The organism is Deltaproteobacteria bacterium (genome assembly GCA_016709225.1).
Lineage (GTDB): Bacteria > Myxococcota_A > Polyangia > Nannocystales > Nannocystaceae > Xiheibacterium > Xiheibacterium phototrophicum.
Genome location: JADJEE010000001.1, coordinates 1,889,484 through 1,906,196 on the forward strand (window position 1 = coordinate 1,889,484; position 16,713 = coordinate 1,906,196).

Genomic DNA, 16,713 nt, shown 5'->3' on the forward strand with positions numbered 1-16,713 from the left:
ATGACCCAGGACCCGGCCGACGATGGTGACGACGCGCGCGCACGCCCCGATCCCAACCTCGTGCGTCGCAGCGGCGAGGGCACCGGTGCGTTCGCCGATCTCGGCGTGGTCTCGGTCGGCACCGGGAACCTGCGCAAGCTGCTGCAGGGGCTCCATCGCGGCACGCTGACGTGTCCGTTGACGCCCGCAGGCCTGGCCGGCCATGGGCTGCAGGACGCCAGCGGCGATCTGCTCGCGCACCTGCGCGGACTCGACACCGCGGGCGTGCGCGCGGTGGTGGTCGCGGTGCTCGCAGAACGGCTCGCACAGGGGCAACGGGACGCATCCCGCGGTTGACACTGTTCGAGTGTTCAGCTAGCTTGCCGCCATGCCCGCGGCGCTGCGTTTGCTTGCTCCGGTCCTCGATCCCACCCGCGATCGCCTGGCGGCGCGGCTGCTCCCCGGCCGCATCGTGGAGCTCTCGGGCCTGCCCGAGGGCGGAGGCAGCACCGCACGCACCACCACTGCGGTCTCGCTCGTGCGCTACGTGCAAGCCAGCGGTGACACCAGCGCGTGGATCCAGCCGCGCGGCGGTCCACTGTTCACCCCCGATCTGCAGGACGCCGGCATCGATCTCGACGCGCTGGTGGTCGTGCACGTGGGCACCGCTCCGCTGCTGCACGGGCTGTGCAAGGCCGCAGAGCTGTTGCTGCGCTCGGGGGCGCTGGGCTTGGTGGTCGTCGATCTCACCGACGCCGCCGTCGAAGCGCGTGGCGGCCCGGCGATGACGGCGTGGCTGGGTCGCATGCTGGGGCTCGCACGGCAGCACGACAGCCGCATCGTGTTGTTGACCGAGAAGCCGACCCACGCCGACTCGCTCGGCACGCTCGTGAGTGTGCGCATCGAGTCCCAGCGACACCGCGTGCATGCGCAGTCGTGGGGCCCCGAGGGCGCCTTCACCGTCGAGCACCACGTGATCAAGAACAAGTCCGGCGCGCCCTTCGACGTGGTGCCGGATCGCCATCGCGCCCCCGACGGCCTCGGCGCCTGAAGGCGACGAGGAACGCCGCCACCGCCCCGCGGCACGCACTCGCGCGCGGCCTGGCTGCTAGACTCGCGCGCGGGGTTTCGGAAGGGGGCGGGGATCATGCGTGGGCGAGACGGCGAACGGTGGCGCGACGCGGTGCAATGGCTCGCGGTGACGGTGCTCGTGGGCATCAGTGGAGCAGCGTGCAACGACGCGCGTGACGACGGCACCAACATCGGCGCCAGCACGGTGCAGACCACGACCCCCGACGACGAGTCGACCGCCGCCGCGGTCGACACCACCGGCGGTCAGCGACTCGACCTCGGCGCCGACACTGCCGCCACCGAGGGCGACGTCGACGGTACCGACGACTGCACGCAGGACGTCGACATCGTGTTCGTGATGGATGTGTCGACCTCGATGGGTCCGCTGCTCGACGCGCTCGCCGACGAGATCCTCGTGGTCGACGAGGCACTCGCGGCGTTGGGTCTGCCCAACCCACCGCACTATGGTTTGGTGGTGTTCGTCGACGACGCGGCGATCCTCGGCGTGGGCGCGCCCTACCCCGACGTCGCCACGTTGCAGCAGGACTTCCAGAGCTGGAGCGCGTTCACCTCCACCGACGCGCAGATCGGCGGTGGCGAGCCCAACTCGACCTGGCCCGAGAACTCGCTCGATGCGCTGTACCTGGCGGCCGCGGGCTTCCAGTGGCGACCGGCGGGCGACGCCACGCTGCGGATGATCATCCACACCACCGACGACACCTTCTGGGACGGGCCCACCACCGCCAACGGCGAGAGCATCGCGCACGGCTACGACGAGGTGGTCGGTGCGCTGCAGCAACGGAGCATCCGCACGTTCTCGTTCGCAGGTCAGATCGGCGGCTCGTGCGAGTGCGAGGACGTCACGCCGGGCTGGTCGACGCCCTACCAGGGCAAGACGCCGATCCCCGAGGCCACCGACGGCGACGTCTTCGACATCGATCTCGTGCTCGCCGGGCAGCTCTCGTTGTCGGCCGCGATCAACGACGCGGTCGGTCAGACGATGTGCCAGCCGTACACGCCGGTCGGCTGATCGCGCTTGCTGGCGCCGGGGGGCCAGCGCATGCTTGCGCCACCCATGACCTCGAGTCGCTCGCTCGTCCTGGTCGCGTTGGTCGCGGCCGCCGCCTGTACTTCGACACAGGGCACGCCCCCGCCCGGACGCTTCCGCAGCAACGCCGCGAAGTTCGACGCGCCGCCGCCGATGCCGGTGGCAGCCGCGCCAGCCCCCGTCGCGGCCGCCGTCGCACCCACGCCGGTCGCGGTCGCGGTGGCGCCGAGCGCCGGCGCAAGCTCCTGCGAGGCCGCACGCTTCGTGCTGCCACCCGGCACCGTGATCGGTCGCGTCGACGGCCAGGACGTGCTCGCCAGCGACCTGGGGCCCGAGCTGGCCAAGGCGGAGTCGGCCGCGCTGCGCGAATACTGCGACAAGGTCGCGGGCATGCGGCAGCAGGCGCTCGACGCCACCTTCGACGAGAAGCTGATCGAGAAGGCCGCCGGTGGCGGTGACGCGCAGGCGTGGATGCGCGAGCAGCTCGGCAAGCGCGTCGAGCAGCCCACCGACGACGAGGTCAACGCGTTCTACGAGCAGAACAAGTCCGCCCAGACCCCGCCGCTCGATCAGGTCCGCGAACAGGTCGTCGCGGCGATCCTGCAGGAGCGCAACGAGTCGGCCGCCAACGCGATCCTCGGTGAGCTGCGCCGCGGCAAGGATGTCGAGCCGCTGCTGCCCGACGTGCGTCCGCCGCCGGTCGAGCTGCCCGACGAGCCCACCACCGCGTCGTTCGGTCCCGCCGACGCCAAGGTCCACGTGGTCGAGTTCTCCGACTTCCAGTGCCCCTACTGCGCGCGCGCAGCCGGCATGGTCGAGGACGTCAAGAAGCGCTTCGGCGATCGCGTGCGCTTCAGCTATCGCCACTTCCCGCTCAGCTTCCACCCCTTCGCGCGCCCGGCCGCCGAGATGGCGCAGTGCGCCAAGGCGCAGGACAAGTTCTGGGAGTTCCACGACGCCGTGTTCGCGGTCTCGAGCGAGCTCTCCGACGAGACCCTGCGCGCCGCCGCGCAGAAGGCTGGCCTCGAGATGAACGGCTTCGACAGCTGCATGGCCTCCGGCCGCGCGGCCGAGGAGGTCAAGCGCGACATGGCCAAGGCCGAGGAGGTCGGCGTCGACGGCACGCCCAACTTCTTCGTCAACGGTCGCCAGCTCGCCGCGGGCGCCGGTCAGCTGACCGCCGCGATCGAGGCCGAGCTCGCGCGCGGGTCGTGATGGCGTCGCGGCTGCACTTCGTCGGGCAGGTGCTCGAGGTCGGCGGCGAACGCATCGTGCGTGACGCGTTCACGCCGAGCGATCGCGCCGACGCCGTGGTGGCCGCGACCGAGTTCGCGCTCGGCAGCTTCGTCGAGGTGTGGCGCGAGCCGGGCGGCGTGCGGCAGGTCTGCGTCGCCGCGGCTGGTAGCGCGCGCGCGGCCCTGTACGCACTCGTGCGCGAACAGGGCCTCGACCCCGCCCACCCCGACGCGGTCGAGCGCGAGGCCCTGGCGATCCTCGCTGACCCCGGCATCGACGATGCGACCCTCGTCGATCGCACCGAGCTGCCGTTCGTGACGGTCGACGGGCCCGGCACCCGCGATCTCGATCAGGCGCTCTACGTCGCGCCCGACGGCGACGGCTGGATCGCCCACTACGCCATCGCCGACGCCGCGTGGTACGTGCGCCCCGGCAGCGCGCTGTTCGACGAGGCGCTCGCGCGCGGGGCCAGCTACTACCTGCCCGGCCTCAGCATCCCGATGCTGCCGCGCAACCTGAGCGAAGGCGTCATCTCGATCAACGCCGGCGTCGATCGGCGCGCATTGTCGTTCGTCATGCGCATCGGCCCCGACGGCGAGTGCCGCGGCACCACGTTCGAGCGCGTCCGCCTGCGCAGCCGCGCCAAGCTCGAGTTCGGCCAGGTGCAGGCGCTGCTCGACGGCGCCGACGGCCACGGCATCGACGACCAGGGCGTGCAGGCGAGCCTGTTCGCGCTGCGCGACGCCGGCGAGGCGCGGCTGCGGGCCGCCGCCGAGCGCGACCTCGTTCGTCACCGCCACGAGGAGATCCGCGTCAAGCTCGACGACGGCCCCGACTACGAGTTCGTGGTCATCAGCGAGCTGCGCGACGAGGTCGAGCGTTACGGCGAGCAGCTGTCGCTGCTGTGCAACATCGAGGGCGCGCACCTGCTGCGCGAGGGCGCCCGCGATCGCGACCTCGTGCAGCCGGTGTACCGCGTGCACGCGCCGCCCGAGCCCGAGCGCATGGCCGAGCTGGTCGCCACCATCGACGCCGCGTGTGCCTTTCACGGCGTGCCGCAGTGGCGCTGGCAGCCCGAGCACGAGCCGCTGTCGGCCTACCTCGAGCGGCTCGCGAACGAGGCCCCCGGCGCGGGCGCGGCCAAGTCGATCGGCGACGGCCGCGATCGGCTCGCACGCGCGCTGCTGCGACAGGCGGTGCTGGTGAACGTGCGCTCGAGCTTCAGTGCCGAGCCGGCGCCGCACTTCGGCATCGGCGCCGACGTCTACGCCCGCTTCTCGGCGCCGATGCGCGAGGTCGTCGGCGTGTTCGTGCACAAGGAGGCGTGGGAGGCCCTGCGCAAGGCGCCGCCCAGCCGCGACGACGAGGCCCTGCGCGCGCGTGTGATCGAGGCCGCCAACGCCGCCAAGGATCGCCAGCGCTCGCTGACCCACGGCGCCAACCTGCTGGTGCTCGACCGCATGTTCGCACGCGACGCTGCACTACCGCCCGAGCAGCGACCGCCGCGACGCGGCACCGTCATGGGCGCCGCGCCGCGCAAGCTGTACGTGCGGCTGGACGAGCCCGCGGTCGACGTGAAGATCTACGGTGACGCGTTCGGCAGCGACGATCCGGCGCCGGTGGTGACGACCACCGAGGGTCGCGAGGTCGCGTGCGCGCTCGGCTGTGCGATCGACGTGCGCGTGCGGGCCCACGACCCCCGCGGCCATCGCTGGCTGCTCGAGATCGTCGGCTGACCCGACGCCGCAGGTCGGCCCGTCAGCCCTCGTCGGGTGTCGACGCGCCGCGGCCGTCGGCGCGCAGCAGTACCAGGTGCTCGGCCCGCGGCTCACCGCCGCGCCAGTCGGTTCGCGGCTGCGAGGCGATCGCCACCACCGCCGCGCCGCAGCTGGGCGCCAGCTGCCGTAGCTGCGCGGCGGCGTCGATGCGGCGGCCGGCGATCTCCCCGTCGCCGACCAGCCACAGCGCGACGCCGTCGGCCGCCAGCGTCGTCATGGTCGCGCGCAGCACCTCGCCGAGCTCGCGTTCCCACTGGGCCGGATCGGCACCGCGACCATAGTTGCGCCGCGCACCGACCTCGTGGGCCCGCATCGCGCGGGGCCGCAGCCCCAGCCACTCCCACCGCCGCGCGTGATGATCGACGTAGTCGTAGGTGCCGACGTACGGCGGCGACGTGATGATGCAGGCCACGGTGCCGGCGCGCACGCGACCACCGACGTGGCGGACGTCGCGTTCGATGAGCTTGGGCGCAGGCACGTCCGGCGGCAACGCCTCGAAGCTCGCGGCCCATCGCTCGCACAGCTCCTCGGCCTTGCCCGCGAAGAACCGCGTCGGCACACCCTTGCCGATGTGCTTCTCGACGGTCTCGTCGGAGGTGTCGGCGCGCTGCCGCGAGAACTTGGCGATCATCGCCGAGAACACCATCGTCAACGCCTCGCGCACGAACGGATCGGGCACCTCGCCGATGAAGCCGTGCAGCACCGCGAGCTCGCGCAGCACGTGCGGCTGGTAGTACGCGCGCTCCTCGGGGGACAGCGGCGCCATCACGTGGGCCCGCGCGCGCACGCCCGCGAGCGTGGCCTCGGCGACCTCGTTGGCGACGATCGCGACCGCCTCGCGCTGCGGCGCGTCGACCCGCGCGCACTTGATGGCCGCGATGCGCAGCGCCAACGGATTGAGATCGACCCCCAGCGTGACGCCGCCGCGGAGCATGGCCTCGAGCAGCACCGTGCCGCTGCCGCAGAACGGATCGAGCATGCGCGCGCCCGGTCGCACGAAGCGATCGCACAGCGCCGCGGCGATGCCGGGGTGCATGCGTGCGGGATAGACGTGCACGCCATGGGTGAGCGCGTCGCTGGGCGCCTCGTCGGCGGCGCGCAGCGCATCGGCGAGGACGTCGGCGATGCGAGCCTCACCCCAGCGGCGCACGTCGCCGCCGGTCTGGGCGAACGCGGTCCGTCGCCGCGCGGGCGTGCGATCGGAGGGAGGGCGGCGGGGCTCGGTCATCGGCGGGGGCGGTTGTATCGCCCATGGGACCAGCGAGGTGGCAAAAGCAGCGCCGGTCGCCACCGGCCGCCGCGGGAGCTTCGCGTCGCCCCGGGTTGGCGCCGGCCGCCGATGCGCTCTACCTTTGTGTGGCCGTGTCGACAGCGTCTGCCGCCCTGGTCGCCCTGGCCCTGCTGCTCCAAGCTCCGCCGCCGCCGCGCATCGGCGCCACCGGATCGCCGGAGTCGCGCTCGGGCATCCTGCGCGACGTCGTTCGCAGCGCCGACGGCAGCTACGTGTATCGCAACCGGCGCGCGGGGTTCACCGGCACCATCCACCCCGACGGCACCGTGACATTCAAGGACCACGTGGTCTCGAGCCCACGCGTGTGGCACCCGTTCGGCATCGATCTGAGCGGCGGCACCCCGAACGTGCCCGATCCCACCCTGCCGTCGAACACGCTCGTGCGCCCGTCCGATCTCGCGAGCCTGGGCGACGACCCGCTGGTCAAGAGCGGCCCCTACGGCGCGCCGCCGATTCTCATCGGCGTTGGCGGTCGCATGGCCGGCGTGTCCGATCTGGCCCACGCGACCCGCTTCGCGGGCGCCAAGCAGCGCTTCCTCGACGCCACCGCGGAGCTGCGGGGACAGCTGGCCCGCGACCATCGTCGCGCCAACGAGCGCGCCGCGCTGGCGTCGTTGCACGGCGACCTGCAGCGCATCTGGGATGCTGCGCAGACCCCCGTCACGCTGCGACGCGAGCAGCTGTTCCAGCGCTGGGACGAGTGTGACGAAGAAGCCGTCGGCGAGCAGGCCAGCGCGGAGGATCGCGCGCGCGGCCACGCCGGTGCCATCGCGCGTCAGCGCATCGAGGCGTGGATCCGCGAGCACGTACCGCAGCGCGGCGCCGATGCCTTCACCGCCGCCGAGCTGCGCGACATGAACCAGCGCAAGCGCTCGCGGGCGCGCTTCGACCCCTACGCAGCACCAGCGGCGACGACCACCACCACCGCACCCGCGACGACCGCCACACCTCCCGCCGCGACCATGCCGGCCTCGCCACCGACCGACTGACGCGTCAGCGGTCGGCGAGCGCGACGTCGGGCTCGACCGCCGCATCGCCGTCATCGTGGCGGTCCGCACCGACTTCGGCCGAAGGCGCACCGTCACGGGCCGCCTTGCGGCTCGCGCGGGTCGCCCGGCGCACCTGCAGCACGCGGCGAAACGCCAGCATCGTCGGCAAGAAGCCGTAGAACAGGATCGGCACCAAGATGGTCGCGGCGGCCCCACGCGCACCGTACAAGCGCAGGCCGATGAGCAGCGCGGCCGCGTAGACCGGCGCGCCGACCACCGCGCGCCGGTGCTGCGCCAACGCGCGGCCGAGGTGACGGTAGTGGGTGGAGAACGACACCATCTGCGCGCACGCCATGCCCACCATCAACCCGATGAGCGCGGGCTGCCCCTCGAACACGAGGATCGACGACATCGTCGTGAGCCCCCCCGCCGGGCTCGGCACGCCGCTGAAGTAGTTCGGGTCGCTGTTGCCCTTGTCGAGCGTGAAGAACACCAGCCGCGTGATGGTGAACAGCGAGTAGAACACGCCGATCACCGCGCCCGAGAGGCCGCCGCCCAGCGCGAAGTAGAGCGCGACGCCGGGCGCGATGCCGTAGTTGATGCCGTCGGCGATGTCATCGGAGTAGACCCCGAAGCGAGTGCCACCGAAGCGCCGCGCGGCCGCACCGTCGAAGCCGTCGAAGGCGGCCCCCAGCACCACGAACAGCAGGCTCATCTCGAAGCGACCACGGGTCGCGAACGCGATGCTGGCGACGCCGCACAGCAGGTTGCACGCCGACAGCACATCGGCGAGGAAGCGCTTGCGCAGCAGGCCCAGGCCGAGCAACGCGACCGCGGCCGAGAACACCACGTTGATGCCCAGCAGCGCCTCGACCGAGGTGGCGGTCAGCACCCGCGGTGCCCAGCCCTGGCTGAGCAGCAGCAGCGCCAGCAAGGTCGTGTACGACAGCGCCGTGCGCAGCCGGTTGTCGGTGACGCCGCGACCGAGGGCATACAGCGCCAACAACAGCAGATCGAGCCCGACCTTGGCGATCAGCAGCCACGGCCGCACCACGTCGGCGTTGAGGTAGCAGACCACCACCAACAGCGGGTAGTCGGTGAGTCGATCGAAGATGCGCCCGAACGGCGTGGCCAGCCCGCGGTGACGCGCGACGATGCCATCGAGGTAGTCGAGCGCGAAGAAGGCCACCACCAACGCGACCGTGAGCGCGGTCGAGAACGGCAGCACGTCGACCTGCCGCAGCGCGAGCACCAGCGGCGGCAGCACCACGACCAGCTTCACCGACGACAGCACGTTGGGGTGCACGTGCACCCGCGCCGCGATCGCCTGTTCCTTCGCATCGACCCAGTCGGGCTTGCTCAGCAGGCGGCGGCGCGGAACCATCGCGGCGTCGTCGGGCTTGTCCATGGGTGCCACCGGCAGTGTGACCGTTGCGGCCCGCCCGCGCACGCGGCAGCCCCCCGACAACACAGAGAATTCACATCGTAGCGGGGCTCCGTCGCGCTTTCCGTTGAACCTATACGGATGTTCAGGTAGCGATCGGAGTCCGGCTCCCATCCCATGGAACGCATCGCCAGCGTGGTCGTCCCGGCGCTTCCGCTGCAGCTGTTGCTGCGGGAGCAGCCGAGCTTTCGCGACGCCCCCGCGGTCGTCGTGCAGGACGATCGTCCGCAGGGCAAGGTGTTGTTCGCCAACGCCCACGCCCGCCGCGCGCGCGTGTTGCCGGGCATGAGCTACGCGGCCGCGCGCAACCTCGCCACCGATCTGCGCGCGGGCACGGTCGCCCGCGATGCGATCGAGGACATGGCCGGGCAGCTCTTCGTCGCGCTGTGTGGCTACTCGCCGCGGGTCGAGCCGGTGCGCGGCGACGCGGGCTCGTACTGGCTCGACCCCAGCGGGTTGGTGCCGCTGTACGGCACGCTGCTGTCGTGGGGTCAGGCGGTGCTCGACGATCTGCGCGCGCGGGGCTTCACCGCCACGTGCGTGATCGGTTTTCATCGCTTCCGCACGCTGACGCTGGCGCGCACGCGCCCGGGCGTGCTGCTGCTGCCCGAGCCGCGACAGGAGCGGCGCGCGGCCGATGCGGTGGGGCTGCAGCAGCTGGCGATCTCACCCACGCTGCGCGACGAGCTGTGGGTGCTGGGCATCCGCACGCTGGGCCAGCTGCTGCAGCTTCCGGCCGCCGAGCTGAAGGTGCGCTTCGGCCCCGAGGCGGCCGCACTGCACGAGGCTGCGAGCGACGGCTGGGTCGCGATCGATGCCCGCCCGCTGGTCGATCCAGTGATCGACGCGCTCGAGCTCGACGGCCCCGACGACAATCACACGCGGATCCTGTTTGGTCTGCGCGGGCTGCTGCATCGCATGCTCGCCAAGCTGGTGCTGCGCGGCCAGGCGATGTCGGCGCTGCGGCTGCAGCTGCAGCTCGATCACCAGCCGCCGTGCTCGATCCACGTGGCACCCGCGAGTCCTTCGCTCGATCAAGCGCTCATCATCGAGCTGGTGCGGCTGCGGCTCGAGTCGCTGCAGCTGCCGGCGGCGATCGTCGGCGTGCAGGTCGAGCTCGAGGGTGTGCGCACCACCGCGGCCCAGCTGGCGCTGTTCCAGGCCCAACGCCGGCGCGACCTCGAGGCCGGCAACCGTGCGCTCGCGCGGCTGCGTGCGGCCTTCGGCGACGCCGCGGTGACGCGCCCCGTCGTGCGTGCGGCCCACCTGCCGGAGGCCCGCGCAGCGTTCGAGCCCATCACCCAGCTGCGGCTGCCGACCGCGGTCGGCGAGGTCGATGCCAGCGAGCCACCACCGCTGTGCCGGCGGGTGTTCGCCAAGCCGATCGCCCTGCCCCCGCGGCCGCGCCACGAGCCCGAGGCATGGCTCGGACGCCGCGGCGCAGTGGTGAAGATGTGGGGGCCCTATCGCATCAGCGGCGGCTGGTGGGTGCGCACGGTCGAGCGCGACTACTACTACGCCGAGACCCAGCACGGCGAGCTGCTGTGGATCTACTACGACCGCCCGCGCGCGCGGTGGTACCTGCACGGCATCGTCGACTGATCGTCGGCGTCAGGCGCCGCCGAGCAGGAACTGCACGGTCGCGGCGGCGATCGGACGGCTGGGATCGTCCTGCCACGCCTCGACCCGCACCGGCGCCACGCGACGCCCCGCACGCACCACCTTGGCCTGCGCGAACGTGGTCTGGGGCTTGCCGCTGCGCAGGTACTCGATCGTGATCGAGATGGTCTTGGGCAGCGCCGCGACCTCGCTGCGCAGCAGCAGCTCGAACATCGCCGTGAACTCCAGCAGCCCCGCGATGGTGCCGCCGTGCAGCGCCGGCAGGGCCGCGTTGCCGATGTTGCGCGGCGCGAACGCCAGCTCGCCCCGCAGTCGATCCTGCTCGAGACGCAGCGCCAGCCCCAGGAACTGCGCGTAGGGGATCTCGGCCGCCAGCGCGGTGAAGCTGCCGTCCTGTTTGGCGGCCAAGATGCGCTCGCGCAACGCCTCGCTCATGGCCCCTCGCCGCCGGCGTCGCGGGGCGCCGCGCTCGGCTTCTCCCGCCCACCGTGGAAGATCATGAAGGTCGCCGATGCGGTCGCGATGGGATCGTCGGGCTCACCGTCGTGAGCGATCGCCCGCACGAACGCGATGTGGGTCGTGACGCGCTCACAGACCGCTCGACACACCAGCGCGGCACCGGCCCGTGGCTGTCGCAGGTGCTCGATGCGGAGATCGAGGGTCGCGATCGGCCGTGGCGGCTGAACCGTGAGGAACACGGCCGCGCCGCAGCTGGCATCGATGAGGCTGGCGACCGCGCCGCCGTGCACCACGCCGCTCTCGGGATTGCCGACCAGGTGGGGCTGCCACGGCATCCGCACCTCGATGTCCCCCGGATCGGCGCGCTCGAACGACAGCCCCAGCGCGGCGTTGTGCGGCACGTGGGTGGTGAACGCGGCCGTCATCAGCGCCAGCTGCTCGCGGCGTTTGGCCTCCTGCGGATCGCCTCGGTGTTCCACCTCGTCCGACGACGTTAGTCGATCCACCGCGGGCCGGGAAGGCCAGCTCGCCCGAGCAGCGCCGGCCGCCACGAGCCGCCTGCGGCCGCGACGCGTGTCCATACCCGCCAAGGCCGTTGCTGGCCCGGCACCGGACGTCTTAGGCTGTCCTCGTCGAAGGCCCCACGTGCTCCGCGAACCCGCACTCCGACCGGTCGCCCGCCACGACGTCGCGACCCTCAAGCGCCTGCTACTCGAGCTGGGCTACGACGTCGAGACCGATCAGCTCACGCGTCGCGTCGAGCTGGTCGGCGTGCACTCCGATCACTTCCTGCAGGTCGCCGTCGACAGCGACGATCGGGTGCTCGGCGCGGTGCATGCCCACCTGCAGTTCGACCTCACCAGCGGGGCCTTCACCGAGATCGCAATGCTGATCGTCGCGCACGACACCCGCCGCGGCGGCATCGGACGATCCCTGGTCCACGCGGTCGAGGGTTGGAGCGCCCAGCGCGGGGTCTATCGCGTGCTCGTGCGCAGTCAGCTGCACCGCGAGGCAGCCAGAGCCTTCTATCGCGTGCTCGGGTACGTCGAGACCAAGCAGCAGAGCGTGTTGGTCCGCGAGCCCCGCGAGCTGCGCCCACGCGGCGCGACCACCGTCGTCGACTGAGCTCGCCGAGGACGCCTCTCGAGCTCGTCGAGCACCGTCACCGACGCGGGCGATCCCATGCGATCCCATGCGGTGGGGCTTCCCTGCTATCGTGCCAGCCATGGCACTGCGACGTACTTGGTCCCTGGTGATGGGCGCGGCGATGGGGATGACCGCGTGTGGCGGTGACGATGGCAAGGCCGATGGTGGTGCCGACACCACCGACGGCACCGCCGACACCAGCGCGAGCGGGCCCAGCAGCTCCGCCACCGACACCGCCGAGAGCGTCGACAGCGGGCCGGGCCCCGGCGAGTGCGGCAACGGCATGCTCGACGGCGACGAGCAGTGCGACAATGGGGCCGACAACTCCGACACCGTGCCCGACGCGTGCCGCACCGATTGCCGCACCGCCCACTGTGCCGACGGCGTGATCGATCCCAGCCTCGGCGAGGAGTGCGACGACGGCAACCTCAACTCCAACATGCCCGACGCGTGCCGCGTCACCTGTGTGCTACCGACCTGCGGCGACGGCGTGAAGGACGTCGGTGAGCCCTGCGACGACGGCAACGAGATGTGGGGAGACACCTGCCACGAGTGCAGCAACCTCTGGTACTTCGTGCTGAACTCGCCCGATCAGAGCGGCGGCGGTGATGTGTCGATCCTGCGCTCGACCCGTGACGGCGCGCCGGTGCAGGTCGTGGGCGGCGACAGCTCCTTGAACGGCATCGTGCAGATCGAGCTGGGGCCCATGGGCACGCCGTTGTTCGCGCTGCAGTCCGACGGCGCAGTCGATCGTGTGGTCGTGCTCGACCCCATCGACGGTGCCATGACCGGCGAGGTCGCGCTCGATGCCGCGGTGCTCGGCGCCGACCCCGAGCTGCAGGGCCTCGCGCTCGGCAGCGACGGCGTGCTGTACGTCGCCGGGGTCGCTGGCGGCAACACGCAGATCGTACCCGTCGACATCACGGCGCTCACCGCCGGCACGCCGTTCGAGCTCGGCAGCGACCTCGGCGTGGTCGACATGACCGCCGACGATGCCGGCATGCTGTACGTCTCGACGGGCACCACCGGCGGCTCGATGGTGCAGATCGATCCGGTGGCGATGAGCAGCACGACGTTCCTTTCGGGCTTCGAGAACCCCATCGGCATCGCCTTCGATGCCGCCCATCACGAGCTGTGGGTCGCCGACAACCCCGCCGGCGCGCCGTCGTACATGGTCCGCTCCGACCTCATGGGCAACGCCGCGCCCTACGCGACCGCCGGCACCGACAACAACCCCTACGTGCACGGCGTCGCGATCGACATCGGTGGCGTCGTGCTCACCACCCAGCGCGCGTACGATCGCGTGGTCGCGGTGCAGAACTTCGACGCGGTGCAGGACTTCTTCACCGAGATGATCGTGGATCCGACCGACCTGGTGATCCTCGACATGAAGCACTGACCCGCGCGGGTGGAGATGCCGCCGCTGCGCGGGGTCGTCCGGGCCCCGGGCAGCCTCGACGCCAACGGCTCATCAAGCGGCGTGAATCCTCTCTTGCGAGGATCCTGAACAAAAGATCAGCTACGCCGCCATACTGCCCCAGACATGGCCTACGTGCCCCTGTGGGTGAAGAGCAACTACTCGTTCCTCGAGGGCGCGAGCCATCCGCACGAGCTGGTCGAGCGGGCGCACCAGCTGGGGTTGCCGGCGATGGCGGTGACCGATCGCGATGGGGTCTATGGCGTGGTGCGGGCCCACGTGCGCGCCGAGCAGCTCGGTATCCGGTTGTTGCTCGGTGCGCAGGTCAGCGTCGGCGAGGACGCCGGTGAGCCGGCGCGCGTGGTCGTACTCGCGCGCGACCGCGTGGGCTGGGGCGAGCTGACGCGACTGCTGTCGCTGGGCCGCGCGACGCGACCCAAGGGCGAGTCGCTGGTGTCGCTCGACGATCTGTGTGCGCTCGGCAGCGGCGTGTTGTTGCTGTGCCCGGAGCCGGAGCTGCTGTCGACGCTGCGCGAGCGCTTCGACGATCGCCTCTACGCGCTGGTGGCCCGCCACCGCGACGCCGCCGGCCGCACGCACGAGCTGCGGCTACGCGAGGCCGCGGCGCGTTGCGGCGCACCGACGGTCGCGGCGGTCGAGGTGCTCTACCACGGCGTCGCCCGTCGTCCGCTGCAGGACGTGCTCGCGTGCATCCGCGCCGGCACCTCGCTGGCCGCGGCCGGCCACGTCATCCGCAGCAACGCCGAGCACGAGCTGCTGACGGTGCAGGCGATGACCGAGCTGTTCGCCGACGATCCGGCCTCGCTGACGCGGACCCACGAGGTCGCGGCGCGCTGCGACTTCTCGCTGGCGAAGCTGCGCTATCGCTACCCCGGCGAGCGCATCCCCGACGGCAAGAGCGAGCGCGACTGGCTGCGCGAGAAGACCTTCGAGGGCGCCGCGCTCCGCTACCACGACGCGATCCCCTCCGACGTGCACGCGCAGCTCGAGCGCGAGCTGGCGCTCATCGCCGAGCTCGATTACGGCGGCTACTTCCTGACCATGTGGGAGATCGTGCAGTTCTGCCGGCGCGAGCGCATCCTGTGCCAGGGCCGCGGCAGCGCGGCCAACAGCGCGGTCTGCTACTGCCTCGGCATCACCGCGATCGATCCGGTGCGCATGGATCTGCTGTTCGAGCGCTTCTTGAGCCGCGAGCGTGCCGAGCCGCCCGACATCGATCTCGACATCGAGCACGAGCGCCGCGAGGAGGTCATCCAGTGGGTCTATCACCGCTACGGTCGGCGCCACGCGGCGATGGTCGCCAACGTGATCCGCTACCGCGCCCGCTCGGCGGTGCGCGACGTCGGCAAGGCGCTGGCGATCCCCCAGACCGCGCTCGATCGCCTGGCCAAGCTGCTCGGCCACTACGACTTCACGCTGTCGGCCGATGCGGTGCGCCACGCCGGGCTCGATCCCGAGTCGCCCGCGTTCGCGCACCTGCTGCGGCTGGTCCAAGAAGTCTCCGACTTCCCGCGGCACCTGTCGATCCACCCCGGCGGCTTCCTGCTCGGCCACGAGCCGGTCGACACGTTGGTGCCGATCGAGCCCGCGACGATGGAAGACCGCACCGTCATCCAGTGGGACAAGTACGACGTCGACGACCTCGGGCTCTTCAAGGTCGATCTATTGGGACTCGGCACGCTCACGATGACCCGCAAGGCCTTCGCGCTCATCGAGCAGCACGAGGGCATCGCGCTCGAGATGGCGACGGTGCCGGCCGAGGACGCACCGACCTACGCGATGATCTCGCGGGCCGACACCGTCGGTGTGTTCCAGATCGAGAGTCGCGCGCAGATGTCGATGCTGCCACGGCTGCAGCCGCGCACCTTCTACGATCTCGTGATCGAGGTCGCGATCGTGCGCCCCGGTCCGATCCAGGGCGACATGGTCCACCCCTACCTGCGCCGCCGCGCCGGCAAGGAGCCGGTCGAGTTCCCCCACAAGGCCTTGAAGCGCGCGCTCGCCAAGACCCTCGGCGTGCCGATCTTCCAGGAGCAGGTCATGAAGCTGGCGGTGCTGGTGGCCGACTACACCCCCGGCGAGGCCGATCAGCTGCGTCGCGACATGGCCGCGTGGCGCAGCTCGGGCCGCATCGAGCAGCATCGCGAGCGGCTCATCTCGCGCATGATCGCCAACGGCATCCCGCCGGAGTTCGCCGAGCGGGTGTTCTCGCAGATCCGCGGCTTCGGCGAGTACGGCTTTCCCGAGAGCCACGCGGCCTCGTTCGCGCTCATCGCCTACGTGACCTCGTGGCTGCGCTGCCATCACCTGCCGGCATTCATCGCCGCGCTGCTCAACGCGCAGCCGATGGGCTTCTACTCGCCGGCCACCATCGTCGAGGACGCCAAGCACCACGGCGTGCAGGTGCGCCCGATCTGCGTGCAGGCCAGCGCGTGGGACTGCACGCTCGAGCCCGAGCGCGAGTCGTTCGCCGTGCGCATGGGCATGCGCTACCTGAAGGGCTTCGGCGAGCGCGAGCGCGTCAGCCTGGCGGCGGCGCCGGGGCCCTACGCCGACCTGGCGGACTTCGTGCTGCGCACACAGCTGTCGCGACGCTCGCTGCACACACTGGCCGAGGCCGGTGGCTTCGAGGTGCTCGGCATCGATCGACGCGATGCCATCTGGGCGCTGCGCGGCGTGTTGTCGACGCTGGGCGATCGCCTGCGGTTGCCGGCCGAGGTCGCCGAGCAACAGCCGCAGTTCGCCGGGGTCGGCGCGGGCGAGGCGATCCTGTGGGACTACCGCACCAGCATGCACAGCACGCGCGGCCATCCGCTGTCGTGCCTGCGCGACGAGCTGCGCCGCCGCGGTCTGCCGCAGGCCGATGAGCTGGTGCGGGGTCGCGACGGCAAGTCGGTCGACTACGTGGGCCTGGTGATCTGCCGTCAGCGCCCCGGCACCGCCAGCGGCGTCACGTTCTACACGCTCGAAGACGAGAGTGGCTTCGTCAACGTCGTGGTGTGGACGCGGGTGTTCGAGGCCGACGCACTGCTGGCCCGCAGCGCGATCGTGCTCGGCGTGAGCGGCAAGCTACAGGTGCAGGACGGCATCGTGCACCTGGTCGCCGAGCGGCTGTGGGATCCCGATCTGCGGCTGCGTACCGAGGGCACCACCGTGCGCAGCTTCCACTGACGCCGTGGCCATGGGCGTGTTAGCGTCGCCGGGCTCGCCCCGA

General features: G+C 71.5%; 14 protein-coding genes. 10 read left to right on the forward strand and 4 right to left on the reverse strand.

Annotation, left to right across the window (positions count from 1 at the left end; translation table 11 throughout):
• The 5 genes from IPH07_07765 (at window position 1) to IPH07_07785 (ending at window position 5,070) form a co-directional block, all read left to right on the forward strand.
• Entirely contained in the window at window positions 1–336 is a 336-nt protein-coding gene (locus IPH07_07765; protein ID MBK6917280.1) for a hypothetical protein, read from the forward strand.
• Between the two features lie 31 nt (window positions 337–367).
• Window positions 368–1,030 (forward strand): hypothetical protein, encoded by a 663-nt coding sequence (locus tag IPH07_07770; protein ID MBK6917281.1) that lies wholly within the window; start codon window positions 368–370, stop codon window positions 1,028–1,030.
• A gap of 132 nt (window positions 1,031–1,162) precedes the next feature.
• Window positions 1,163–2,080 (forward strand): VWA domain-containing protein, encoded by a 918-nt coding sequence (locus tag IPH07_07775; protein ID MBK6917282.1) that lies wholly within the window; start codon window positions 1,163–1,165, stop codon window positions 2,078–2,080.
• 45 nt (window positions 2,081–2,125) lie between these two features.
• Window positions 2,126–3,313, forward strand: coding sequence for a thioredoxin domain-containing protein (locus tag IPH07_07780; protein ID MBK6917283.1), 1,188 nt, complete (start codon window positions 2,126–2,128; stop codon window positions 3,311–3,313).
• Window positions 3,313–5,070, forward strand: coding sequence for an RNB domain-containing ribonuclease (locus IPH07_07785; protein MBK6917284.1), 1,758 nt, complete (start codon window positions 3,313–3,315; stop codon window positions 5,068–5,070). The genes IPH07_07780 and IPH07_07785 overlap by 1 nt, the downstream gene beginning before the upstream one ends.
• 22 nt (window positions 5,071–5,092) lie before the next feature.
• Here IPH07_07785 and IPH07_07790 read toward each other — a convergent pair whose 3' ends face one another.
• Window positions 5,093–6,340, reverse strand: coding sequence for a hypothetical protein (locus IPH07_07790; GenBank protein MBK6917285.1), 1,248 nt, complete (start codon window positions 6,338–6,340; stop codon window positions 5,093–5,095).
• A 134-nt stretch (window positions 6,341–6,474) separates the two neighbouring features.
• Here IPH07_07790 and IPH07_07795 point away from each other — a divergent pair, with 134 nt between their 5' ends.
• A complete protein-coding gene (locus tag IPH07_07795; protein ID MBK6917286.1) occupies window positions 6,475–7,392 on the forward strand; it encodes a hypothetical protein in 918 nt (305 codons plus the stop codon).
• Window positions 7,393–7,396: 4 nt separating this feature from the next.
• On the opposite strand, the gene IPH07_07800 is transcribed toward IPH07_07795, so the two are convergent.
• Window positions 7,397–8,800, reverse strand: a complete 1,404-nt coding sequence (locus IPH07_07800) for a CDP-alcohol phosphatidyltransferase family protein (GenBank protein MBK6917287.1) — start codon at window positions 8,798–8,800, stop codon at window positions 7,397–7,399.
• Window positions 8,801–8,953: 153 nt separating this feature from the next.
• Between IPH07_07800 and IPH07_07805 the strand changes: the two genes are divergently transcribed.
• Window positions 8,954–10,438, forward strand: a complete 1,485-nt coding sequence (locus IPH07_07805) for a DNA polymerase Y family protein (protein MBK6917288.1) — start codon at window positions 8,954–8,956, stop codon at window positions 10,436–10,438.
• A gap of 9 nt (window positions 10,439–10,447) precedes the next feature.
• On the opposite strand, the gene IPH07_07810 is transcribed toward IPH07_07805, so the two are convergent.
• Both IPH07_07810 and IPH07_07815 read right to left on the reverse strand, forming a co-directional pair.
• Window positions 10,448–10,891: a PaaI family thioesterase gene (locus IPH07_07810; protein ID MBK6917289.1), complete on the reverse strand. Its 444-nt coding sequence runs from the start codon at window positions 10,889–10,891 to the stop codon at window positions 10,448–10,450.
• On the reverse strand, window positions 10,888–11,496 hold the full coding sequence (locus IPH07_07815) for a PaaI family thioesterase (GenBank protein MBK6917290.1): 609 nt from the start codon (window positions 11,494–11,496) through the stop codon (window positions 10,888–10,890). Before IPH07_07815 ends, IPH07_07810 begins: the two co-directional genes overlap by 4 nt.
• A 64-nt stretch (window positions 11,497–11,560) precedes the next feature.
• Between IPH07_07815 and IPH07_07820 the strand changes: the two genes are divergently transcribed.
• The 3 genes from IPH07_07820 (at window position 11,561) to IPH07_07830 (ending at window position 16,670) form a co-directional block, all read left to right on the forward strand.
• Entirely contained in the window at window positions 11,561–12,040 is a 480-nt protein-coding gene (locus IPH07_07820; protein MBK6917291.1) for a GNAT family N-acetyltransferase, read from the forward strand.
• A 100-nt stretch (window positions 12,041–12,140) separates the two neighbouring features.
• Entirely contained in the window at window positions 12,141–13,460 is a 1,320-nt protein-coding gene (locus IPH07_07825) for a hypothetical protein (protein MBK6917292.1), read from the forward strand.
• Window positions 13,461–13,604: 144 nt separating this feature from the next.
• On the forward strand, window positions 13,605–16,670 hold the full coding sequence (locus IPH07_07830; protein ID MBK6917293.1) for an error-prone DNA polymerase: 3,066 nt from the start codon (window positions 13,605–13,607) through the stop codon (window positions 16,668–16,670).
• Window positions 16,671–16,713 lie beyond the last annotated feature (43 nt).